The 21,857-nt window shown below is 37.8% G+C and carries 25 protein-coding genes, 2 pseudogenes and 1 riboswitch; of the genes and pseudogenes, 19 read left to right on the top strand and 8 right to left on the bottom strand.

Features of this window, described 5'->3' with window-relative positions; genetic code table 11:
• Window positions 1-13: 13 nt before the first annotated feature.
• Window positions 14-793, bottom strand: a complete 780-nt coding sequence (gene chbG / locus ACYSNQ_RS15790; RefSeq protein WP_426084547.1) for a chitin disaccharide deacetylase — start codon at window positions 791-793, stop codon at window positions 14-16.
• 164 nt (window positions 794-957) lie between these two features.
• On the opposite strand from chbG, the gene ACYSNQ_RS15785 reads away from it, so the two are divergent.
• The 4 genes from ACYSNQ_RS15785 (at window position 958) to ACYSNQ_RS15770 (ending at window position 4,847) form a co-directional block, all read left to right on the top strand.
• Complete coding sequence (locus ACYSNQ_RS15785) at window positions 958-2,367, top strand: PTS sugar transporter subunit IIC (RefSeq protein ID WP_426084546.1); 1,410 nt, start codon at window positions 958-960, stop codon at window positions 2,365-2,367.
• Window positions 2,368-2,399: 32 nt separating this feature from the next.
• Complete coding sequence (locus ACYSNQ_RS15780; RefSeq protein ID WP_426084545.1) at window positions 2,400-3,740, top strand: 6-phospho-beta-glucosidase; 1,341 nt, start codon at window positions 2,400-2,402, stop codon at window positions 3,738-3,740.
• 273 nt (window positions 3,741-4,013) lie between these two features.
• Window positions 4,014-4,484, top strand: a complete 471-nt coding sequence (locus ACYSNQ_RS15775) for a low molecular weight protein-tyrosine-phosphatase (protein ID WP_426084544.1) — start codon at window positions 4,014-4,016, stop codon at window positions 4,482-4,484.
• A gap of 87 nt (window positions 4,485-4,571) precedes the next feature.
• Window positions 4,572-4,847 carry a hypothetical protein gene (locus ACYSNQ_RS15770; RefSeq protein WP_426084543.1) on the top strand — a complete coding sequence of 92 codons (276 nt, stop codon included), beginning with the start codon at window positions 4,572-4,574 and terminating at the stop codon, window positions 4,845-4,847.
• Window positions 4,848-4,934: 87 nt separating this feature from the next.
• On the opposite strand, the gene ACYSNQ_RS15765 is transcribed toward ACYSNQ_RS15770, so the two are convergent.
• Window positions 4,935-5,690 (bottom strand): class A sortase, encoded by a 756-nt coding sequence (locus tag ACYSNQ_RS15765; protein WP_426084542.1) that lies wholly within the window; start codon window positions 5,688-5,690, stop codon window positions 4,935-4,937.
• A 216-nt stretch (window positions 5,691-5,906) separates the two neighbouring features.
• On the opposite strand from ACYSNQ_RS15765, the gene ACYSNQ_RS15760 reads away from it, so the two are divergent.
• Window positions 5,907-6,689, top strand: a complete 783-nt coding sequence (locus ACYSNQ_RS15760; RefSeq protein ID WP_426084541.1) for a hypothetical protein — start codon at window positions 5,907-5,909, stop codon at window positions 6,687-6,689.
• A 66-nt stretch (window positions 6,690-6,755) separates the two neighbouring features.
• Here the strand turns inward: ACYSNQ_RS15760 and ACYSNQ_RS15755 are convergent, their stop codons facing one another.
• Window positions 6,756-7,139 carry a DUF1622 domain-containing protein gene (locus tag ACYSNQ_RS15755; RefSeq protein ID WP_426084587.1) on the bottom strand — a complete coding sequence of 128 codons (384 nt, stop codon included), beginning with the start codon at window positions 7,137-7,139 and terminating at the stop codon, window positions 6,756-6,758.
• 143 nt (window positions 7,140-7,282) lie between these two features.
• Window positions 7,283-7,666: an ACT domain-containing protein gene (locus ACYSNQ_RS15750; protein WP_426084540.1), complete on the bottom strand. Its 384-nt coding sequence runs from the start codon at window positions 7,664-7,666 to the stop codon at window positions 7,283-7,285.
• Window positions 7,667-7,809: 143 nt separating this feature from the next.
• Window positions 7,810-7,909, top strand: a riboswitch (TPP riboswitch).
• A gap of 55 nt (window positions 7,910-7,964) precedes the next feature.
• Between ACYSNQ_RS15750 and thiT the strand changes: the two genes are divergently transcribed.
• Window positions 7,965-8,573: an energy-coupled thiamine transporter ThiT gene (gene thiT, locus ACYSNQ_RS15745; protein WP_426084539.1), complete on the top strand. Its 609-nt coding sequence runs from the start codon at window positions 7,965-7,967 to the stop codon at window positions 8,571-8,573.
• 171 nt (window positions 8,574-8,744) lie between these two features.
• On the opposite strand, the gene ACYSNQ_RS15740 is transcribed toward thiT, so the two are convergent.
• Entirely contained in the window at window positions 8,745-9,506 is a 762-nt protein-coding gene (locus ACYSNQ_RS15740; protein ID WP_426084538.1) for a CAMP factor family pore-forming toxin, read from the bottom strand.
• A gap of 611 nt (window positions 9,507-10,117) precedes the next feature.
• Window positions 10,118-10,483 carry a hypothetical protein gene (locus ACYSNQ_RS15735; protein WP_426084537.1) on the bottom strand — a complete coding sequence of 122 codons (366 nt, stop codon included), beginning with the start codon at window positions 10,481-10,483 and terminating at the stop codon, window positions 10,118-10,120.
• Window positions 10,484-10,670: 187 nt separating this feature from the next.
• Here ACYSNQ_RS15735 and ACYSNQ_RS15730 point away from each other — a divergent pair, with 187 nt between their 5' ends.
• Window positions 10,671-11,405 carry a C39 family peptidase gene (locus ACYSNQ_RS15730; protein WP_426084536.1) on the top strand — a complete coding sequence of 245 codons (735 nt, stop codon included), beginning with the start codon at window positions 10,671-10,673 and terminating at the stop codon, window positions 11,403-11,405.
• 418 nt (window positions 11,406-11,823) lie between these two features.
• On the opposite strand, the pseudogene ACYSNQ_RS15725 reads toward ACYSNQ_RS15730, so the two are convergent.
• Window positions 11,824-11,961: pseudogene (locus tag ACYSNQ_RS15725) on the bottom strand (transposase); the annotation flags it as partial.
• A gap of 93 nt (window positions 11,962-12,054) precedes the next feature.
• Here ACYSNQ_RS15725 and ACYSNQ_RS15720 point away from each other — a divergent pair.
• From ACYSNQ_RS15720 to ACYSNQ_RS15665, 12 genes and pseudogenes are all read left to right on the top strand, one after another.
• Entirely contained in the window at window positions 12,055-12,273 is a 219-nt protein-coding gene (locus ACYSNQ_RS15720) for a hypothetical protein (RefSeq protein ID WP_426084535.1), read from the top strand.
• A 345-nt stretch (window positions 12,274-12,618) separates the two neighbouring features.
• Window positions 12,619-13,074, top strand: a complete 456-nt coding sequence (locus ACYSNQ_RS15715; RefSeq protein WP_426084534.1) for a DUF1310 family protein — start codon at window positions 12,619-12,621, stop codon at window positions 13,072-13,074.
• Complete coding sequence (locus tag ACYSNQ_RS15710; RefSeq protein WP_426084533.1) at window positions 13,064-14,323, top strand: hypothetical protein; 1,260 nt, start codon at window positions 13,064-13,066, stop codon at window positions 14,321-14,323. The genes ACYSNQ_RS15715 and ACYSNQ_RS15710 overlap by 11 nt, the downstream gene beginning before the upstream one ends.
• On the top strand, window positions 14,320-14,688 hold the full coding sequence (locus ACYSNQ_RS15705; RefSeq protein ID WP_426084532.1) for a hypothetical protein: 369 nt from the start codon (window positions 14,320-14,322) through the stop codon (window positions 14,686-14,688). The genes ACYSNQ_RS15710 and ACYSNQ_RS15705 overlap by 4 nt, the downstream gene beginning before the upstream one ends.
• Window positions 14,685-14,963: a hypothetical protein gene (locus tag ACYSNQ_RS15700; RefSeq protein ID WP_426084531.1), complete on the top strand. Its 279-nt coding sequence runs from the start codon at window positions 14,685-14,687 to the stop codon at window positions 14,961-14,963. Before ACYSNQ_RS15705 ends, ACYSNQ_RS15700 begins: the two co-directional genes overlap by 4 nt.
• A gap of 511 nt (window positions 14,964-15,474) precedes the next feature.
• Complete coding sequence (locus tag ACYSNQ_RS15695) at window positions 15,475-15,615, top strand: hypothetical protein (RefSeq protein WP_426084530.1); 141 nt, start codon at window positions 15,475-15,477, stop codon at window positions 15,613-15,615.
• A gap of 179 nt (window positions 15,616-15,794) precedes the next feature.
• The gene (locus tag ACYSNQ_RS15690) at window positions 15,795-16,358 is read left to right on the top strand and encodes a DNA-3-methyladenine glycosylase I (RefSeq protein ID WP_426084529.1); all 564 of its coding nucleotides are present in this window, start codon (window positions 15,795-15,797) and stop codon (window positions 16,356-16,358) included.
• A gap of 284 nt (window positions 16,359-16,642) precedes the next feature.
• Complete coding sequence (locus ACYSNQ_RS15685) at window positions 16,643-17,488, top strand: class I SAM-dependent methyltransferase (protein WP_426084528.1); 846 nt, start codon at window positions 16,643-16,645, stop codon at window positions 17,486-17,488.
• A 252-nt stretch (window positions 17,489-17,740) separates the two neighbouring features.
• Window positions 17,741-18,301 carry a helix-turn-helix transcriptional regulator gene (locus ACYSNQ_RS15680; RefSeq protein ID WP_426084527.1) on the top strand — a complete coding sequence of 187 codons (561 nt, stop codon included), beginning with the start codon at window positions 17,741-17,743 and terminating at the stop codon, window positions 18,299-18,301.
• A gap of 207 nt (window positions 18,302-18,508) precedes the next feature.
• Complete coding sequence (locus ACYSNQ_RS15675; protein ID WP_426084526.1) at window positions 18,509-19,129, top strand: GyrI-like domain-containing protein; 621 nt, start codon at window positions 18,509-18,511, stop codon at window positions 19,127-19,129.
• 177 nt (window positions 19,130-19,306) lie between these two features.
• Window positions 19,307-20,229: pseudogene (locus tag ACYSNQ_RS15670) on the top strand (helix-turn-helix domain-containing protein).
• Between the two features lie 10 nt (window positions 20,230-20,239).
• Window positions 20,240-21,160 carry a helix-turn-helix domain-containing protein gene (locus tag ACYSNQ_RS15665; RefSeq protein ID WP_426084525.1) on the top strand — a complete coding sequence of 307 codons (921 nt, stop codon included), beginning with the start codon at window positions 20,240-20,242 and terminating at the stop codon, window positions 21,158-21,160.
• Between the two features lie 610 nt (window positions 21,161-21,770).
• On the opposite strand, the gene ACYSNQ_RS15660 is transcribed toward ACYSNQ_RS15665, so the two are convergent.
• Window positions 21,771-21,851 carry an IS3 family transposase gene (locus ACYSNQ_RS15660; RefSeq protein ID WP_426081163.1) on the bottom strand — a complete coding sequence of 27 codons (81 nt, stop codon included), beginning with the start codon at window positions 21,849-21,851 and terminating at the stop codon, window positions 21,771-21,773.
• Between the last annotated feature and the right edge of the window lie 6 nt (window positions 21,852-21,857).

Below are 21,857 nucleotides of genomic sequence, written 5' to 3'. Positions count from 1 at the left end.
GGGATTGTGTATTTTATCCTTTTAAATTACATAATTGTTCAAAATTGATTAGTTCAATTTGCTTCTCCTTAATGTATGCTTTTGTCCGCTCTGACTGCAGCGTCTCTGCTTCTAAAGAACGCTGGATATTGTAGCTGCTGTTTTCAAAAATCCATTGATCGACATATGCGGGGTGACACATCATTTCATAGATTTGATTTTCTTCAAGCTGTAAGTTTGCAAAAAACTCAGGTGTAATCGAAGTTAAATAGAAAGAATTTAAAAAATAATCCGCATGGGGCAGCCCGTCAAGCAACGGCTGATAGGCTTGAATCTGCTCGTCAGACCATTTTCTTGGATGAAAACGAACAGCCAGCTGGAATTCCTTGGCTAACTGAGTATAAACAGGAAAAATATTTGTCATCATATGAATATGGTGATGAGAGTCGATGTGACTGGGTGTTAAGCCGTGAGCATACACTTTTTCAATTTGGGCACGCCACTCTTTATAAACCTCCTCCTCAGACACATCAAGTTCATTTGCTTCCAAATTGTAGCGTTTGAATGTTTGTGGTTGACTGACTAGACTGGGAATCATATGAGAATCTAAAACTGGCTGTCCTAAATCCAAGGATAGGTGCACGCCGATGTCTAGGGTGCGATGCTGCTTTGCCAGCTGACAGGCATGTTCAAATGCCTGTGTGGTACTTAAAAGAGTAGTCGAAGCAACAACTCCTTTTTTAAAACAGTCGATGATTCCGTAATTCTGTCCTCTACTTAGGCCAAAATCATCAGCATTTATTAGTAGCTTCATTTTTCGGCTCCTTTCTAATAATAGTATCTTTAATGTACTCGTTAATTTCTCGCAGCCCTCTGTTTTTCCATTAATTGGAAATCATTTCCAAATCATGGAAATTTAAGTAATAGCTAGAATGTAACCGCTATACTATGCCTAACAAGAAAAAAGGAGATGATGAAATGAGTATCATGGACAAATTTAACCAGGTCGCTGAAAAAAGCTTACTGCCGATTGCCAACAAGCTGGCAGCACAACGCCACTTGTCAGCGCTTAGAAATGGAATGGTTTCTTCCATCCCATTATCTATCTTAGGCGGTGTCAGCCTGATCATTGCTACACCTCCGTTTAACCCGGAACAGATGTCTCAGAGGAATGTACTGACGAATTTTCTGTCCGTATGGTATGACTGGGCTCAGGCTAATGCTTATACACTAAAACTGCCTTTTATGATGAGTATGGGACTGATGGGATTATTTATCGCTTTTTCAATTGCTCATAATCTGGCTGAGGAATATGGCATGCCTGCACTAGATGCATCGATTGTATCAACAGTTACGTTTTTACTGGTTAGCTCGCCGGCATTTTCCGGAGTTCCTTTAGACAAGCTGACGGAGAATATGGCAGTAGAAGAGTTTAGTCAGCTAGGGCTGCTTAGTTTGCCAATGCAGTATTTAGATGCAAAAGGAATATTCACTGCAATTATTGTAAGTATCAGCTGTGTGGAAATTATGCGTTTGTTAGCGGAGAAAAATATTCGATTTAAAATGCCGGACGGCGTTCCACCTGCTATTGCTGCTTCTTTTGATGCCATTCTGCCATTGTTCTTATGTACGGGGCTTTTTTACGGTGTTAGCTTGCTGATTCAAAATATTACAAATGGAGAATTGATTCCTGCGATGATCATGAAGCTTTTAGCACCGGCAATGACCGGTTTGGATTCGCTAGTAGGCATCTGCCTGATTACCTTCCTGGCGCAGTTATTCTGGTTCTTTGGTTTACACGGAGCCAGTATCACCCAGTTTGTTCGCTTACCCTTCATGAGTGCTTATATTGTAGCGAATGCGACAGCTTTTTCTCAAGGAGAGGCTATTCCTCACTTCTTTACTCAGCCTTTCTGGTCGTATATCATCGCGATTGGCGGTGGAGGCTCTACACTGGCATTGGCGATACTGATGCTTCGAGCTCGTTCAGGACAAATGCGGCAGCTTGGGAAAATATCTATTATTCCCTCACTGTTTAACATTAATGAGCCGCTGATTTTCGGTACGCCGCTCGTTCTTAATCCAATTATGATGCTGCCATTCATTTTTGTTCCAGTAATTAACGCTATCTTTGGCTATGCTTTCATGTATTTCGGCTGGATTGGTAAAGGTGTGGTGGAGACACCATGGACAACACCAGCGCCGATAGGGGCTGCGTTAGGAACGATGGATATTCGGGCGGGGCTGTTTGTTATCGGACTCCTGCTTGTTGATTTGCTGATTTACTATCCATTTTTCAAGGTTTTAGATAAACAGGCTGTTCAAGTAGAAAAAGAAGATGAACAGGAAATGCTGAAAGCTAAAGGAATACAGACTGAAACAATCTAAACAGACAACTTTAACTAAAGGAGAGACAGCACATGTCAAAAGATGCATTAAAAATCGTTACTATCGGCGGCGGTTCCAGCTACACGCCGGAAATTATTGAAGGCTTTATTCAAAAGAAGCTGGATGGTTTACTACCAATCAAAGAAATCTATTTAGTTGATATTGAAGCAGGAAAAGAAAAATTAGAAATTGTCGGTGGATTAGCAAAACGGATGGTTGAGAAAGCACAGGCAGATATCACCATTCACTTGACGCTGGATCGTAAAGAGGCATTAAAAGATGCTGATTTTGTTACCACACAGTTTCGTGTAGGACTGTTGCCGGCAAGAATTCGAGATGAAAAAATTCCTTTGAAGTATGATTTAATTGGGCAAGAAACAAACGGTGCTGGCGGAGCGATGAAGGCACTCCGCACCATTCCGGTAATTTTGGATATTTGTCGTGATATGGAAGAATTGTGTCCGAATGCTTGGCTGATTAATTTTACTAATCCTTCAGGCATCATCACTGAAACGGTACTTAGACATTCTTCTATTAAGGTAGTCGGCCTATGCAATATTCCAATTGGGATTGTAAATAAGATAGCCAAGCTGTATGAGACGACACCGGAGAATGTTTCTGTAGAATTTTCTGGATTAAATCATTTCGTGTTTGGGAAAAACATCTATGTAAATGGCGAAGATGTAACATTGGATGTTATTGAAAAAATCAAAGATGGAACAGAAATTTCTGCGAAGAATATTCCGAATTTCTCTTTTCCGGCTGACGTTCTTGACTCCATCGGCATGATTCCAGCTGGCTATCTGAAATATTATTATACTCGGGAAAAAATGCTGGAGGACTGTAAGCGTGCAGCGAAAGAAGAAGGTACTAGGGGGGAAGTAGTGACTCAGACAGAGAAAGAGTTGTTTGAGCTATATAAGGATCAGGAACTAGCTGTAAAACCAAAACAACTGGAGGAACGCGGCGGCGCACATTATAGTGAAGCAGCTGTCAATTTAATTGATTCCATCTACAATGGCGACGGAAAAATTCATTATGTCAATGTTCGTAATAATGGGACAATCTCCAGCCTTCCTGAGAATGCTGCTATTGAATGTAATTGTGTAGTGACACATCGCGGGGCGTTGCCGGTGACTGTAGGAGAGCTGGAAACTAGCGTTAGAGGACAAATTTCGTTAATGAAAGCTTATGAAGAATTAGTCATTGAAGCAGGAGTTACTGGCGATTATCTGGCGGCACTCAAAGCTTTAACCATTAACCCGTTAGTCAATGATAGTGATAAAGCTGGTGCGGTACTGCAGGATATGCTGTGGGCGAATCAGGAATATCTGCCACAGTTTAGTCAATGGTTTGCAGAAAACAAGGAATAGGTATCTAAACACTATAAAAACTTTTTGTACAGCTTTTCCGAGTGCTGAATAGCCGTAGGGATAAAATGATAAGTTCCAATAGTAAGAGTGAGTTCACAGAAATTGTTCTTTAGATTTCTGTGAATTCTCTTTTATTTTCAGAGGAAACTCTAAGGGTTACAGTGAGGCCAAAATTTTTCCACAGTTTAGGTAGTCGAAAGGCTTTTTGAAGTATTTTACAAAGGGACTTGAAGTTTGTTATGCTGAAGGAAAGAGAGCTTGGGAGGAATGAAGATGATACGTGTATTATTTGTCTGTTTAGGCAATATTTGCCGTTCACCAATGGCTGAAGCGGTAATGAGGGAGAAAGTTAAGAAAGCTGGTTTGGAGGAAAAGATTCAAGTGTCCTCTGCCGCAACCAGTGGATGGGAAGCAGGAAATCCGCCGCATCGAGGAACGCGGCAGATATTGGAGGCGCATGGCATCTCTGTTGATGGGCTGCGGTCGACACAGATTAACCAACAGGACTTTGTGGTTTATGATTATATTATCGGGATGGATTATAGCAACTTGACTGATTTGAAGAGAACAGCACCAGCAGGCAGGGAAGAAAATATCCATCTATTTATGTCTGTCGTTGAGCACCAAGAAGAGACAGAAGTTCCTGATCCTTACTATACTGGAGATTTTGAGACGACATATCGAATGGTGAATGAAGGAACCACAGCCTGGCTGGAACACTTGAAAAAAGAAGCGGGAAAATAAAAAAACTCATACTTTTTTACGTGATAATCTCAGTCCTAAGGAGGATGTAATTTTATGAGCAACCTTTTACAATAAAGGAGTAAGCTTATGAATGCATTATCAGAGCTGGAGAATTTACGAATGGAGGATGAAAACATGCGGTCATTTAAATCAATCGTTTTTGAACTGTCGCTCTTTTATCTGTTATTGGCAGTTGGATTGCCTTTAGTGTATGCTGTGACTTATCATCTGCCCATGATGGGTATTTTCTCGCTGGAATGGTTATTTGCCTGTGCAGCGGTCTACCCGCTTGTTCTTTTGCTGTCAGCCTTTCGCTACAGCTACCAGCGGCTTAAGCATGGCTATCAGAGAAACAGCCATTGATTATTGGATACGAAGAGTATCGTCCATTTAAATAAAAAAAGGGAGATAGCTGATTTGTTTAGTCAATCAGTCTGTCTCCCTTCTTGTTTATTTGTATAGGCGCTGTTCCATTTGGAAAGCAGTCAACATATCATCCGTAGCGTCTGCTATTGGTGTAGTAGCTTCCAACTCCGCTTGAACAGCAATCCGTGTGATTGCCTGAATGTCGCCGCAGGTAATCAGTGTTAAAATATTTTTCCCTTCAATATCGTCGATTAGCTCAACTCGGGAAGGATCAATCTTTTCTTTATAAAAAATCTTATAGGTAAACACATTAGTTAAATCAGTTAGATAGATGGTTGCGCCAATTTCTACATATTCTAAAGGAGAAAATAGCGAAACCCCGTCCAGTGTTCTATGACTGGCTAGTGCGTAGTTTCTTTTGCCCATCTCCTGATCTTCCTTCATCGTTCCGGCACCTGTGAGCAGAGCGACATTGGAAAGCCCCTTGAAAATTGGCAGATTGATTTCCACGCTTGGAACAGCAATACCGCCGACCACTGGTAAATCTTTGTTTTCAAACTGTGCTTTGATAACAGCTTCTGTGCTGATTGACTCAACAGAGTCAAAATCAAAAGTAGTATCGGCCTTCAGGTTCTTTGCAACATCTTCCTGAGTAACTCCATCCAGGTTATAAGATTTGCCGTTTTGCTGGATAAGAAAGTTTCTAATTTGTGTATTGAAAATCAAAGCTAAACCGACAAGTAAAAGTAAAACCAATAAAATATTGATTAGCCAGTTGCTTTTTTTCTTTTTCTTCTTTTGTTTTTTTGGCGCAGCTGACGCCCGTTTCTTTTTACTCATTCGTCACACTCCTATTTTTTTATAGTGTATCATATTTTATATGTAAACCCCATAAATTTAATTAAATTTAAACTAAAAAAGGTACTTTAAAATAAAATGAAATGTGACTGAATTATCTGCTTTTGTAATTGAATTTTAAACAAAAAGAAATAAGCTTTTTTATGATAAATAATGTAAAATGGAATAAGTAGAAATCCGTGAAGGGGTGATTGGTAATTGTTGGATTTAATTTATGTACATGTGGATATAACAAGCAACGCAGTTTTATCCAAAGGAATAACGCATTATGATTTTGTCAGATCTGTCGTACATAAGCCGAAAAATCTTCTTTTGCTGAACCCTTATGCAGAAGATGGTGAGTATGAAAGACATAGCGGTCTGAAAATTATTCGCGGATTGGACAATGTGAATCAGCATTTTTCTGATGCAGGCCGCAGAAGAAAAGGAGAAGAGATCAAGTGGATGGATTTTTCTGACATAGCGATGCTGAAGGAATTAACGCCTCTTGAAATCTCAGAGCTGCTGTATTTTGGGCACACCAAAACCAGTCTGCATTCACCGTTCTTTTATAAATTGCAGAATAACTTTGTCTTCTTTGAGTTTGCTGATCAAATGACTAGAGTTTATTATCGCTATATTGATGAATTCTATCAGATTTTAGCGGATAAAATCAGTAGTGTCATCTTAGAAAAGGTTAATGACAAAAAAAGCTTTTTCCGCAGAGGTGTTTCTGTAGATAAGCTTAGCAGTGATCTGCTAAAGGAAATGAAGCCAATTTTACAGGAAGGCGTAGTATTCTGTTTTCAGAATATTGAACAACAGGGGAAGGAATACCGCATTCCGATTTATATGATTGAGGACTCTTTGTGGAAAACGAAGAATTATGCCTATAAAGAAGACCCGATAATCGCTTCTTTAGTCTATAATACAGGAAAACGAACATGGCATTTTGAAAATAATGGGGAAGCCTTAGATATTCAACTGCCTAAGCATGCCTAGAAAAGGTAGAATATAAAAATGCAAAAGAGACTGGTGCTTGGTAGCCAGTCTCTTTTTTTGAGAAAATTAGTTTTGCTGTTTTTTTTCAAGTGTAGTGGCTGTCTCCGTTTCATTCTTTTCGGCATCTTCAATTTCTTTATGGAGAAAATAAGAGATGACCGTTCGAATGACGACCAGAGCAGCCAGCTTGGAAATATCTTGGAAGGTTGGTTTAATGACAGACTCAATGATATCCGCGGCAATCAGGATTTCCAAGCTCAACAGGATATAACTGCCGAGAAAGTTTTTAATCAGGTTATTGTTTTTAGCAATCAGCAGCTTTTGACTACGATCCAGGCTGCTCTTGAAAAAATCGACAGCAGCGATAACTACGCCCCAAATCAGAACGATGATTGCGAGAACGTTCAGACAAAGAATAAATAAATCAAAGAAGGGTGTTAGTTGATTCATAAGTGTTTCAGCCAAATGAGACAATGGAAGACCTCCTTATCGTTTCGTAAATAGTGTTGGTTGTCTGTTTTTTTACAAAAAAAGGATGAAGCCCACAGGCAGCTGTCCTTTGAGTGACGATTCCTATCAATAGCAGTAAATGGCTAGTTAAAGGTGTGACCAGCTTGAATCAGTGTTTGGAGAGCTCTTTCTTTTTCGGTGTTTTTTATTAACAGATAATCTGTATTATACGTTGAAAGGGCAAAAATAGAAATTCCCTGCTCCGCCAAAGGATTAGCCAGCTGGGTTAAAATGCCTACTAGAGAAAAATCCAGTTCACCGACGATTTGAATGATGAACCAACCGGAATCAACGGCAGTAGCCTGATTAGTATTTAAAGAATCGGTCGGTACGACAAAAGAGCATTCATCATTTGTATAGGTTATACTTTTGAAAGCCGTCAGAGAATTGAATGCTTCAGGGATTTCATAGGTAGCTGGAAATTTTATAACTGAGTAGTCCAGCGTGTCGTGAAGTTTTAATTCCATGTAAAGAACTCCTTTTATAGAGATGTTTTTGTTTTAGTCTATCATAGATGAAACAGCAGGGACAAGAAGCAATGTAATTTACAAGTGTTTTTCTTTATGCTAGACTGGGTTTGTCTTTAAACAGACAATCAATTGAATAGAACACCATCACATAGGGGAGCTTTACAGCTGAGAATGAGGTCACTCTAAACCCTTGAACCTGTTGCGTTAATGCGTGCGTAGGAAGTTGTGATGGAGTAGATAGATATACTCCTCCTTTGTTGAATGGTTCGTTCTAATTTTAAGGGAGGATTTTTTTATGTCGAAAAAAATGGATTTACGGGTTTGGATTGAGGGAACAGTAGTTGCAGCAATGGCGATGGCACTTTCCTTTATTCCGCTGGAAACGGCAAATGCCGCCTTTGATTTATCATTGGGGATGATTCCGTTAGTCTTGTATTCCTATCGGAGAGGGGTTCTGCCAGGACTTACGTCAGGGTTTATCTGGGGGCTTTTAAGTATCGTACTTGGTTCAGCGATGAAAAATTTTATTTCTGTGCCTCAAATCATCTTTGAGTATCCCTTTGCCTTTGCATTTGGCGGTATGGGCGGCTTATTTGCGGACAAGATTCAAGCAGCTGTTTCAAAAGGAGAGAAGGCTAAAAGTATTCGTTTTATTATTTTAGGGAGTATAACTGCAGTAGTTTCCCGCTGGTTCTGGCATTATTGGGCAGGAGTTTTGGTGTGGGGCGCCTATGCACCGGCAGGCATGAGCCCGTACTGGTATTCTTTGGTATTTAATGGGGGCAGCGCCATTGCCAATACTGTTCTTGTGAGTGTTGTTTTAGTTCTCGTTGCAAACCTCGCTCCTAGGTTGTTTCTGCCCAAAAACGGACATTATATAACTAGTCAGTCCCAAAACAAGTAGGAATTGATAAGAGGACATGCTTGTTTGAAGTTTTCTGTAGGATATTTATAAAAAAATCTCAGTTAAATAACTAAAAGCTCCCGTAAAGCCCCTTTTAGAAAGAGTCTTTACGGGAGCTTTTTTTAATTCAGTTGTAACTATTTTCAATCTTTATCTGGAAATAAGGGGAATTTATTTTGCTTGGCTTACTGCAAAAGCAAGAGCGTCTTCCAAGCTCTGGATTGAAGCATAAACGTCTCTAACTGTTGATTTAGGGTTAAGCTGAACAAAAACAGCTTTTGTTATTACTTTATTTAGATTGTTGTATACAGCAAAAGGAACCTTTCCAAGCACTTTTTTATCACGCTCAAAACGTGTATGCCAAATGGCATCACTTAATTTTTGCTTCACAGGTGCGGTAGCTGTTGAGTCTAAATCCAAGTCAGGATATGCGGCAATTTTAGCCATTAACTGCTGTAATGCAATGATTTGCTGTTTAATTTCACTTGTAGTGGCAAATGGGTCAGCAACTTTTATAATAGCCCGTGTAATTTCTACACCAATCTCCCGATGAGCCTGTTCAACCTTGTTCTCTAACTTTTCAACAGAAAATGCGATAGCATTTCCGATTTCTACAATTAGCTCTAACCGAGCGCCGATACTATCAAGATCATAGATGGTTACTGAGTTGAAACGCGCACTTTTAGCTGGTAGATTCACATCATGCTCAATGTTTTCTATTACTGGAAGTAACTGATTAACTTCATCTTCATAAGAGGTTCCAGCAACTTTCTCTTTTAAGTCTTCTAGTGCATATTTTTCTTGCTGGACTGTTTCCACTTGTGTTTGTGCAGCAGTCTGACTCTCTGCAAATGCAGGCTGACCTGCTGAGCACGCAATACCCATTCCTAACATAATCAATGCAAATGTGTTTACTAATTTCACTTTTTTCATTTAAATCCCTCCAAAATTTTTTCCATTGAACTTAATCATGGTTAAACGTAATTATAATTAATTTTTTTGAAAATTACAATCTTTTCTTACATTAAAATTAAAATATTTTTTATTATAACAAATAAAAGCGTCTTAAAGGGGGTTGGTTTTATTTTGAATAGCTTCAATATAAATGATAGCGCTACCATTTTCGTAGGTAAAACATCGTCGCTTAGTGCCAATCAAATCCATCCATGTGTAGCTAGACCCGGAACATGTGATGTCTTAATAGATGTAAAATTAAGCAACTTTTGTAGTGTGCTCATTAACTTGTTTGCCGTGACGGCTTCCTAAATAACAGGGACTTTAGGTCCACCGTTGGCGTTATAAAAAGAAGTAGTTTTCAGCAAGCTCAGTTTAGTTAATGAATCAGGTTCTTCGTTATTTATTTTCCTCCTTTCTTATTACATAACAAGTATACCATTTAATTATAAAATAGTAAAAACCTTTATTAATATTGTGTTTTTTCATATATACCAATTTAAGGTTTTGTTTAATTGGAAATAAAAAAGCTGTTTTCTCATAGGGGAACTATGAGAAAACAGCTTTACATTTATATCTTTATATACTTGCTATTTAATCTGACGTTTATCAGAAGTAGTTAATCGACTAATTCGTTTGATATGCTCTACAGCAATCATTCGAATTTGCTGTGAATCTTCTTGAGAACGCAGCATAACTGTATCCGTAATATTTTTTGAAACAATCCACCCGGAAACTGTTTCAAACTTTTGGGAAGCCGGACTTTCTTTCAGTTGAAGGACAACAAGACTTTTTTGTGCAGCCGCCAACTGTAATTCTTTCAGAATTTTTTCCAGCTCTTTTGATTTTTCTTTTTTATCTTTACCATCCTCTAAAAGAGCTGAGAAGAAATTTTGAGAAGATTGGGTAATGAGTCTGGAAATACTTTTCATTGTTGATTTATGTTTGTTATCCATTCTTCTACCTCCTTCATGTAAAGACACCTTGCATAATACTATATCTATTCTAACCAAATTTCTCTTGAATTTCAAGAAAATATGTTCCCTTTTCTCATTAGATTTTCTGTTGCTTTTTTTTCTCATTTCTGTAAGATTAAGAGAGAGCCTCTTAAACGAGGAGACATAGAAGAGAGTGAGCGTATTTATGCAGAAAATAGAACCTAAGAAACTGATAATAGGATTATTGGCAGCTGCAGCGTTACTAGGTGCTTTGCTAGGGAAAGCAGCTCCAATGGAAGCGGGATTTTCAAGTCTATTCAAAAAAGAAGTGCCGGTTGAAAAGAAAAAGACCGAGGAAAGTACCCAGGAAACACAGGAAGTACAACCGCTAAGTTATGTGGAACAAATCAATCAAGAGATTCAACAGGATAAATTTGCAGGAAGAATTAAAGTGCCGCTGATTTTACAGACAGATGAACGTTGGAAAGCAACTCCGTACGGCACTGGTGAAAATAACACGTTAGAAAAAAATGGTTGTGCCATAGTATCTCTGGCGATGATTTCTTCTTACCTAGATGGGGGAGATGTTCAGCCGCAGGCTATTTTGGATTGGTCTCAAAGCAACTATTTCATTGAAGGACAGGGAACAAATTGGACCATATTTTATGATTTTGCTGTAGCAAAAGGCTATATGTATGAAGAATTGAGTGATATGAGTATGGTGGAAAATCATTTGAGTCAGGGACACCCAGTACTCATTTCCGTGCAGCCGGGAAAATTCACTGAAACTGGTCATATTATGGTTCTAACAGGGGTTAGTGACGGAAAATTCTGGTTGAATGACCCCAATGACTCCGAGACGAAGGGGCATTCAAGAACCCAGTACACAGCTGAAGAGCTAGGAAATGAAGCGTTGAATTACTGGGCAATCTATAAATAGCTATTGATGTATATGAGCATGCAAACCGGCAAGCTCGTATCAAAAAATTAGATAAACACCGCTATGTATTACTGGCGACAGGGGAGATCAAAGAGTTTCAATTGCAATCTGAAACTCGAGCAGATAATGAAAATTCGTTACGTCAGACGTTTAAAAATCTGGGTTATCAGATTAATGCCAATTTCACAGGTGCAAAAATGAGCTGTTTTTAACGGTGACATTTCGTGAGCGTGTATCTGATGTGAAAGAAGCGTCGAATCAGTATTTTAACTTTCTGCGTTGTTTTGAGCGTGCTTCTGCGCATTTAGGTACATTACGCATGTTATCCGGGCTCATTGTCAAATCGGGCTGATGAGTAGAAAAAAGAGGTTGGTTGTTGAAAGAGAAAGACTTTCGATAACCAGCTTCTTTGTTCGTTCATTTTCATCAAATCGTTCATAAGAAAAATCCGTGTTTTCATATTTTGAAAGGATTTAAAACCATAAGAGACACGTTTCAATGTCTTTATATGAGTATTCATAGCTTCCAGCTTCCCATTTGAATACGGATAAATCAGCCATTTACTCTCTTACAAAGAGAGTAAATGGCTGATTTGCCTTTAGAAGATTTAGGTATCCCTTAGCGTGTCGATAACTATGAACAGGCTATTTTGGAGGAGGAATATTTCGACAATGAAACTGTTGATTTATTGGATGAATCGTTGGCGAATACAAGAGGGCTTCACACGACAAAATCGAACCCCAGCAAAGCGGTAATTAAAGGCGGACGTTTGCGCTTTTATCCGAGTGGTACTCGTTTGTTTAACTGTGTAAATTGTATTGAACCAACACGTCGAGAAATGTCGTATCAGCGATTTAAAGAGGTTTAGGGGATAAAAACACGAATTTAACTTTGCGGAAAAGTGTAAAAAATGAGGATACGGAAGCCAATTATTCTTCTGTATTGGTGAAAGAGCAATACAATAAAAAGGCGTGCTGTCCTGACGGCTTATTAGCTAAAATAGCTCTATGTCGAGAAGAGTTAGCCCATATCTCAAAAAGTGATTGGTATTATTCACGCTTAGGAGGGGCATTGTATGAGCTGAAAAAGCGAGCCTATCTGAGAAAGTTAGAACGTGACTATGTAAAAAAATCAGAAAAGGGCATAGGCTTATTTAAGTGTATCTTTTTGTATGGTAAACTAAATTATTATATACAAAATAGGAGAAGTATTTATGACTGAACATAATAAAGGTATGGAAGAAGAACCGCATATTTCTGAAATAAGAAAAATTAGGAAAAGTGTTTTTTTCAAGCTTATTGGATTGGTTTCGTTAATTATTATAGGACTAGGAGTGAAATGGTATATGGATGAAAAGCAATTTCAAGATGAGATGACAAAGGTGGTTGAGGAGAATAAATTTTTAGTAGATGAGTGGTTAAAGCAAAATGATTCCTTGTGTAAAATCAAGACTGTTGAAATTGATTATTCTACTGTAAAGCATAATCCTATGGGAGGAATAATGGTTCAAGGGTATGTAAATAATGATGAGGAATTAGCTTTTTCTGTTGGTTTTAGAAAATATGTACAGGCTGAGACAGAAGAATATAGCGATGTTGAGCTTATTCCTGTAAGAATATCAGCAGATTTAGATGATTATCTAGGCGAAAGTGGTGTTTATGATGAATAAATTTACCGATAAAGATAGAGAAAATATTGCATGGAAGCAATACTCTGATTATGAAGTTGGAGATAAAGTTCCTGTAGAAAATATAGGTTCAATAGGCTATGTATCAAAAGTAGTAAATAATACAGAGACTGGCGAACAAACTTATATTGTGACAGATAAGAAATTACCTACTAATCCCACACAAGAAGAATTAGCTAGTGTGACAACTGTTACTGTGTTGTATCGAGGATCTACTGCTCCGTCGTTGCAGACAATGAATCCAATGAACAGTGATATTGGAGATGTTTGGAAAGACTGGGTAACGAATGATGCTGCTATTGCAAAACAGATTCTTTCAAATGAGTTTACAGGACCGACTCCTCAATTGGTTTCTTCTGCAAAAACATTGAATGAACAAATGGCATTATATGAGAATGCTTATTTTGATATTTATGGGCATTCATTAGGTTCAATGAACGGTCAATATGCGCTCTCTGAAAGTAAATACTCAGATCGTATTCGTAGTGCTTATTTGTATCAAGGGCCGAATATTTATGGTTTATTGACAGACGATCAAAAAAAGCAAGCCGATAAATTACGAGATCGTGTATTTAATTATGTGGATATGAAAGATTATGTGCCAATTGGCTACGGCTTGAAAGGAATAGGAATGATTATTCCTGTCGATTCAAAAGAAGATGTTGGGCTAATTGACCGCCACATGTGGGGTGGCTATGATTATGATCAGCACGGAAATTTACGTGTGCCTCAAGGAAAAATGATTGCGGTGCGAACGGCACAGACAAAAATATTTATTCAAGGACAGATGAATCTGTTAGCATTACTTGAGCAAAAATTGAAAACAAGCGGTGGTGGGTTGTCTTCTTCGGAAGAAATTTTTATAGATAGTCAACGAGTGTTAGCGATTGTTGACGGTATTTACCAGTTGGTGGAACAGGCAATCAGTAACTTAGAAATAGAGTATAAACAAGAAATCAGCGCAATTGAACCGTTATGGGAAGAAACTCTTACAACTGCCCGAAATGTAGGGGCGCATTTGGAAGAAGGAGAAATACTCTCTGCATTGTCTGCCGGAGGTTGTACGAAGAGTACGCTAGTTACAGAACCTATTTCTGATTTAAAGAGTGATTTTGGAGAGATAGAGGCAATTGGGGCAGATTTTATTTCATTAGCCAATCAAATTCAATCCAGTGTTGCTCAGCAGTTGGCTACTGATAAAGACTTAGCTAGACAGGTGGGGATTGGATGACGAAAGAACAAGAAAAACAATCGATACCCCTTGCACTAGAAGACATTGAAACAGATTATTTAGCTAACCGTCGATATTATGAAGATCAGGGTGAACAATTGATGTATGAACGAAATCAGGTCAATCGTTCATTGGATGAATTTTCAGATTCTACAGCGTATTATTTACGTAAGTTTGGTGTAGAAGAAAGTGAACTCTTGTCCTCTATGCGATTGATTGAAAATGGACGAGAGGAACTTATGCATGAGATCCAAAGAGAGCAGCAACGAGTAGATGATGTATTAGAAAACCACAGATTGAGGTATCAACGAGAAAGAGATAATTTAGAAGAACAGTTGTATGAGATAGGACGAGAAGAAGAATGACACAAGAAATGTTGGATATTGCAGATTTAAAAAAACAAATGGTTAAACAGATGGAAAAGATGATTATTCAGACCTCGATTGCAAGTACAGCTCTTGCAAAGGTAAAAACGAAAAAAGATAAGCTAAAGAAAAGTAAGACAGATACTTTAGCCGTTACTAAAGGAAGCATGGACGGTATAACAAGTGATTTGTCTAGTTCGCTCAAAGGATCATGGGGAACGAAAGCAAAAGAAAGTTTAGCAAGAAATAGCGAAAAAATGACAACATTGTCCTGATCTTTTCGTTTTGCGAGCAGAGCAACATGATAACATATGGCGAAAAATTGGGGTTGGGGTGTGCCCTAAATTTCCAATTTTTTTGTAAGTGTATATGCACTTGCTATGCTTGCCAGAGACAAAAACATGAGGATTAAGTTGTATAAGTGAAGCAGTTTATTACTTTCAGCAGAGTGTGTTATCGGCAATAGTCGCTAGTAGAAAAGCGGAATGATAAGCAAGGTATTGTGTCCATGGTAAATCAACGTAGAGAGCCTGTTAAGTACTCTAAGAGGCTTTAAGGAATGGACGGCTAAAAGAAAGACCTCATGCTCTTGAATCCCCCAACCCATTGTTGGGGCTGCCGTCGTAGGTCGAATGGCTAGAAGCCATGAGATAGTGGTTTTTGTTCGTTTTGGCGCACAGAGGCGAAGCGACCCGATCCCCTTAACTTGATTCTAGTTAAACAATTATCCGCGAGACATTTTATGCTACACTTTTATAGACTATTTTTAGGAAGGAGGGGAGTATTTTGACTGTAGAAATGACTGGTTTTTTAATTCAAGATGAACATATGGGCACAGTAACACAAATGAACCATACTTTGGAATTCCAATACATGGAACAGTTGGCTCTTTATTGTATAACTGAAAAAACCAGAAGAATTTTCTAAAGAGAAACTGCTTCTGAGTGTTTGAGTAAAATCCGGCATTCAGAAGCTGCAGCAGTCTCAGTGTCTTTATTCTGTTTTTTTTTTGACGTTGTATCGCTTTCTTCATAAAAAAGTATAGTTCGCGTATGCAAACGTACGTTCTTGTGGTATCCTAAATAAAAGGATAACGGAGGTAATCTATGAAAACTGTACGATGTGAGTGGGCAAACACTAGTGAATTGGACCAAACATATCATGATGAAGAATGGGGTGTACCTGTTCATGATGATCAAAAGCTCTTTGAATTTTTATTATTAGAAAGCATGCAGGCTGGTCTGAGCTGGTCAACAATTTTGAAAAAAAGAGCAACGTTGACAGAGGCATTTGATCAATTTGATTATAAGAAGATTGCATCTTATACGGAACAGAAAGAAGCGGCGCTGCTTCAAAATCCAGGTGTTATCAGGCATAAACTAAAGATTGCAGCAGCAATAACCAACGCTCAAAAATTTATAGCTGTTCAGCAAGAGTTTGGCAGCTTTGATCAATATATTTGGTCATTTGTTGACTACCAGCCGCTAGTTAATCACTGGCAAGAAGCAAACGAAGTGCCAGCTTCGACAGGACTATCAGATAGAATCAGCAAGGATTTGAAAAAAAGAGGCTTTAAATTTTTAGGTACCACAACAGTTTATGCATTTATGCAGGCAGCAGGTCTTGTTGATGATCATTTACCCTATTGCTTCAAACGAGCTGCCACATAAACAGGGTTTCATTTTTAGAAAAATTCTGTTAAACTAGTTGAAACACAAAAATAAGGCTGGTGAAGCATCCGATTTCTTTTGATTCTGTATAATCGGCAGGATAAAAGTTATTGGAAACGAGTAGATAAAATCAATTGAACAAGCAAAAAACATTCTCAAAGGGGATGCTTATTTAGGCTTGCTTCAATGGTTTTATTTACTCTAGCTGAGCCTTTTTCTAAGCTGTAGAGTAAATAGACTCTACAGCTTTTTTTGTGTTTTATTTTATTTAGGAGGGAAAGGAAATGACAAAAAGACAAGTAAAGGACTATAGGCTGCCGCAGGCCTATGAAAAAGGCAATGGAAATATCTGGAATGATTCCTATATTTCCCAACAGCTGTTAACGGCACATTTAGATCCCGATTTTGATGGTGCTAGTAGAAAAGCGGCATTTATTGATGCTTCTGTAGATTGGATCGAAAAAGAGTTTCCTGTTAAACAATTTTCAAAAGTGATTGATTTTGGTTGTGGTCCGGGCTTATATGCAGAACGCTTAGCTAAGAGAGAGTATCAAGTAACAGGCATTGATTTTTCTCGGCGGTCGATTACAAAAGGGCAGCGTAGGGCTGAAGAACAGCGGTTGGGGATTAAGTATATTCAAGCTAACTATTTAGAGTGGCAACCGTCTACAGCGTATGATTTAGCCCTCTTCATTTATTGCGATTATGGAGCACTTAATGAAGAAGAACGTAGGAAAACATTAGCTGTAATCTTTGATTCTTTGAATGAAGGCGGTCAGTTACTGATGGATAACTTTACAATCAATCAGTTAGCAGAAGTCCAAGAAAAATCACAGTGGAGTTATTGGGGAGAAAGCAGCTTCTGGTCAGATGGGGAGCATATTGTTCTAAGTCGAACAAAGAAATATAGCGGAAATCTTGTTTTAGATCAAGCGATTGTTAATACGAATGAACAGCAAAAGATATACAATATCTGGAAATACTTTTCAACTAGGGAAACATTGCTCGGAGAGTTAGAAGCAGCGGGTTTTGTAGTTAGAGAGTTCTATGAGAATGTTGCAGGAGCTCCTTTTAATGTGAATAGTGAAACAGTAGCAGTCATCGCAGAAAAGCCCGGAAGCCTGGATTAAATAATAGAAAAGAATAGAGATAAAATAACGTGATTTTATTAGTAAGCTATTTGTTGACGTTAATAAAATGTAGAAAAATATTTGTTCATTTGTTTAGAAATAAAAAGCAAGAAAAAATCCCAAATTTACAGGAAATACTGATATAATAAGCTTGTCAAAAACTTTTATCACTGTTTTTTCTTCTTTGTCAAAGAGATTTGGTAGAAAGAAGATATATTATTGGCTATCTTTAAGGTGTCGAAAGGAGATTTTATGAAAATCAGTGAGCAATTAAAAAAACATCGAAAAATAAAACAGCTCTCTCAAGAAGGGTTAGCTGAGGTCGTTCATGTTTCCAGACAAACCGTTTCGAATTGGGAGACAGGACGAAGCTATCCTGATTTGCAGAGTCTGCTTCTGCTTAGTGATTATTTTGAAGTCTCTCTTGACGAATTAGTGAGAGGAGATGTTCCAATGATGAAAAAAACAGTAGAGGTAAGAAAGATGAACCATTTGGCGTGGGTGATGTGTGGAGGCTTTATCCTGATGATTGCCTTAATGCCCTTGGTAAAATATTATGGCTGGTTAGGAGCCGTGGGTCCCGCTATTGGCATGAGTATCATGCTGGGAGCCGCAGTTGCGATTGAACGCCTGAAGAAGAAGCATGATGTTCAAACCTATTCTGAAATATTAAGTTTTATGGAGAATAAAGAAATGACGACTGAGCAGGTTGAAAAAGAACGCCGCCACCTGAAACGGCAAAAATGGCTGTTGGCTTTGGGGTCAGGAATTCTAACAATCATTCTTCTTTATATTGTATTAAAAATTTTCTAAAGTATCTAACATGTATCGCTGAGCGGTCTTCTCGGATTAGGGGAAGTCGTAGGCTTCTTCTTTAGCCAGATTCTAGGAGATAGGGCATAGGATTGTCTTATCTCCTCTTTGTTAATTCTATAATAAACAAAATCTCTTGACTCGTTCCTTAAGGTCATAGTTTATAATAGGACTATACAAAAACAAAGTATCAGGGAGGGCAAACATATGAAGCATGAATGGCGCAAAGAAGAAAAAGAATTGTATTTTCCCAAGAAAAAACCGATGGAACTAACGATTCCTAAACAAAAATTTTACACAATTACTGGGAAGGGAAATCCAAATAACGAGCAGTTTGGTATAGATACTGGAGCATTATTTGCTATGTCGTGGGGAATGAAAATGATGCCGAAGAGTGGCTTCATACCAGAAGGCTATGAGGAGTATGTAGTATATCCATTAGAAGGTATCTGGACGCTAAACAAGGAAGATGTTCGGCCGGATGGCACATTTGATAAGGAAGATTTGATTTATAAGCTGATGATTCGCCAGCCGGATTTTGTCACTGAAGAAGTAGCGTTGATGAATATCGAGCAGGTGAGTAAAAAGAAACCTAGTTCCAGTAACAACAGCGTAAAATTTGAAGAGTTGGAAGAGGGACATTGTGTTCAGATTCTTCATGTGGGTCCCTATGATGATGAGCCGGAGAGCTTTGCTAAAATGGATGTGTATTGCGAGCAAAACGGTTTGACTCGCAGAACCCTAGCACATAAAGAAATTTATTTAAAGGACGCAAGAAAAACTGCCCTCGAAAAGATGCATACCGTGTTGCGATACTATGTTGAATAAGTAATAGGATGCCTAGATTGATTTAGCAGGACAAAAGCAGTAGCCGTCAAACAGCTGCTGCTTCTCTTTTATATCAAGGCTAAAATACTGAAATACATAGAGAAAATGGTCAATAGGTCAGCAAGCTATTGCTTCTTGTTTTCAATTGTTTTATAGTCGAGAAGAGGGGGTGAAAATGTGGAAGACATTAAAGATCAATTAGGAAAGAAAATTAGGAAGCTGCGGGAGGAAAAAGGCTTATCCCGGGCAGAATTTTGTGATACGGAAGCTGAGCTGACTGTTCGCCAGCTGGTTAGAATAGAGGCGGGAGAATCATTGCCAACACTGCCTAAGTTAGATTTTATAGCCAAACAGTTATCAGTTCCTGTTAGTCAGTTGATTGATAAAGAACATGTTGAATTACCAAAGAGATATTTACAACTAAAACATAGATTATATAGACTCTCTACCTATAATGAAAAAGAACGACTTTTAAAACAAGAAAAATATTTTAGTGAAATATATGAAAATTATTATAGTCGATTACCTGAAGAAGAACAGTTGGCTATTGATGTACAACAAGCTGCGATGGATGTCCATTTAACCGAAAATGCAGATTTTGGTGAAGGGCTACTTAATGACTATTTTTATCAAATTATGCAGAAAAAAAATATACAACAAACGATTTGTTGATTATTAATCTGTATTTTCATTGTATCTTTTATAATAATTATGACGAAAAAATATTTATATTAATTGTTAGTAAAGTAGTAGATCAACTAGCAATTTTTATGGAAACTGAATTGTTTTTGTTAAGTAAATTATTATTGACAGCAGTTACTGTAATGGAAATTAATAATAGGTATGAAAAAATGATTGAGATTGTTTCAGTTTCCGAAAGGATTATGGAGATAAATCAAGATTTTCAAAAGAAACCTGTAATGGATATGATTGAAGGAAAATACTATCTTCATTCCCAAGGAAATATAAAGATAGCGAAACAGAAATATCAAGAAGGAGCTCAATTAGCACAATTACATGGAGACCAAGTATTAAGTGAAAAGATTATGCTGGAATGGGAGAGCGATCTCGAAATATTCCAAACCAAGAAGGATAAGTAAAGGTGGCGCTATGGAAAATATTAAGGAAGAGTTGGGTAAGAAAATCAGGGGATTACGGGAATCCAAAGGCTTATCCCGGGCAGAATTTTGTGATACGGAAGCTGAGCTGACCGTTCGTCAGCTGGCACGGATCGAGGCTGGCGAGTCTTTACCAACCTTGCCTAAGCTGGGGTTCATATCAAAACAGCTGTGTGTTCCTATAGGTCAATTAGTTGACGAAAGGCATGTGGAGTTGCCTAGAAGGTATGAGCAGTTAAAGGAAAAGCTATATAAAATGTATACATATAAAGAGGAAAAATTGGTAGGAAAAAAAGAAAACTATTTTTTGGAAATTTATGATACTTATTACGATAAACTTCCGGAAGAAGAGCAGGTTATAATTGATGTTCAACAAGCGGTGATGATAATCCACTTAACGAAGGAGGCAGCTTTTGGAGAGGAGCTCTTGGAAGATTACTTTTCTCAGTTACTGTTAAAAAAGAACTATTCAATCAATGATTTGCTGATTATTAATTTATATTTTCATTATATCCATTACAAAGATTATGATGAAAAGACATTCAACTATTTATTTGATAATTTGGTAAATCATATAGAGGATTACAATCAAGCTGAGTTAATAGTATTAAACAGAGTGGCATTGACAGCAAGTAGTATCTTTTTGGAATTCAATTATCATGATAGACTACTTGATGCAATAGATTTTTTGAATAATATTATACAGGTCAGTCAAGATTTTCAAAAAAAACCTATAGTAAAAATGTTGGAAGGAAAATACTGGCTTTTTTCTCAAAAAAACTGGAAAAAGGCTGAAGATAAATATAGGGATAGTATTCAGTGTGCAAAGCTTTTTGGTGATAAGGTTCTAAGCGATAAGCTGCTAAAGGAATGGCAGGATGACTTGGAACGCTTTCGCAAAGGAGAGTTTTAGTAAAATAGAAAAATAATAGCTATCGAATCAGCAAGAAGCCCGAAACATAAGACCTCCTAAAATCTTATGCTCCGGGCTATTTAGAATATACATCACTTTTAGCTGTTTAGTGCTGATTTGTCATGATTAGTACAAATAGATTGTAGTAAGTGAGACAAATAACAGTAAAGGCAGCCGCTGTCAATCATCATATGTGAAGCGTATTGTTCTTAAAACGGATCTAAACAACTTTTTTATTTTTTACTCTTTCCCCAACTATTTACTTGAATCAATTTGTTTTCTTTTACCTGCCTCCTTTTTGTGAAGATATATCAGCATTTCTAAAAAGGTCCTGAGAAATGCTGATTTTATTAGGGTTTTTATAACGCGTAAACGACTTTTGGCGTTTTTTTAATTATATGTAAGGGCTGCTGGATTGTAAATGACATCGATGTCATAGGAGGAGAATCAAAATAAGTTTGGAATATAACTAAATATCCAAACTACGTCTGCTCTACCATCCGAATCAACGGAGGACAGAAGCAGCTTACTACACTTCGTTACGATAGCATCAAGAGGTTGTGAGAAAAGGGCACTGACCCCCAAAAGTGAGAGGGCAAAAGAGAGGCGATTAAACGGTCTGTTTTCGATAGGCTATCGGTGATAGATAACCCAACTTCCGTTGAATTCTATGGGTATTATAATTCTTAATGTAATT

It is taken from the genome of Enterococcus sp. LJL51, assembly GCF_054871795.1.
The sequence above is the reverse complement of the archived record's forward strand: the minus strand, read 5'-3'. Positions and strand labels throughout refer to the sequence as shown.